The 912-nt window shown below is 70.2% G+C and carries 1 tRNA gene; it reads left to right on the top strand.

Annotated elements, in window-relative coordinates:
• The first annotated feature begins 651 nt into the window (after positions 1–651).
• Positions 652–728: transfer RNA gene (locus tag OTB19_RS43140), tRNA-Lys, on the top strand.
• The last annotated feature ends 184 nt before the right edge of the window (positions 729–912 follow it).

Genomic DNA, 912 nt, shown 5'->3' with positions numbered 1-912 from the left:
GCCACGGACGCGGCCGCTTCGTCTTTGTCCGTCATGACTCGTCCGATCCGCCTGGCCCACAGGCCCGAGGCCGAGCCCCGGGCCAGGCTTCCACATCACGGACTTACACGATCTTTCAGACACGCTCGGGTTCTGGTGTCCGCTGGGGTCCATGACCAGGGGGTTGGGTGTTGGTCCCGTCCTGGGCGGTCGGTGCCGGGCCGGCCGCGGGGACGGCCGGCCCGGAAGGGGAAGGTGCGTTTTCCCTCCCGGTGAACGAGAGAAGACCGCTTTGGTTGCGCGTACCGGCCGCGAGGTGGTGGTCGGGGAGTGCCGGCTGCTTGTTCACCCGGAGTACCACCCCGGGGATGCTCGGCCGTGCGGGTGGAGAGGGCTCGGTGGTCAAGTTCGCGGGCCGGGGCGCCGAGGAGGCCCGGCGGGGCGGGAGTGGTGCCGGAGGTGGGGCCGTGCGGGTGCGGTCGTTGTGAAGCGATCCGCTCCAGCCCGACCCCTGCCCGGGATCCCGGCGCGATGGCCGGCGTCCCGACCGCTTCACGGTCGCGGACAACGGACGGTGCCGGTGTGTCGCTGCTCTTATCGGGTGGGCTCGCGCGTGGGGGCCGGGTCGTTGTCACGAGGGGTGTTCGTTCGCGTGTTTCAATGCGGGGGTATGGGGTGGTAGCTCAGTTGGTCAGAGCCGCGGACTTTTAATCCGCCGGTCGTGGGTTCGAGTCCCACTCACCCCACCACCCGCCCGGCGGGCGTGCTCGTTCAGGGCGAGCCCGAGGCACGGACAGTGCTCCTGGCGGCGTTGTCAACTTGGTGGGAGCTGTGAGTGCGCGCTGGGGATCAGGATGTGCCTGGCCGTGGGACCCGCGGTGGTTCAGACGGCGGCGGACACGCCGGTGACCTCGTTCCACACGGTGAAGCGGT

The organism is Streptomyces sp. H27-H5 (assembly GCF_026627505.1).
GTDB lineage: Bacteria > Actinomycetota > Actinomycetes > Streptomycetales > Streptomycetaceae > Streptomyces.
Note: the sequence above shows the minus strand (reverse complement) of the source record. Positions and strands in the feature narration are given on the sequence as shown.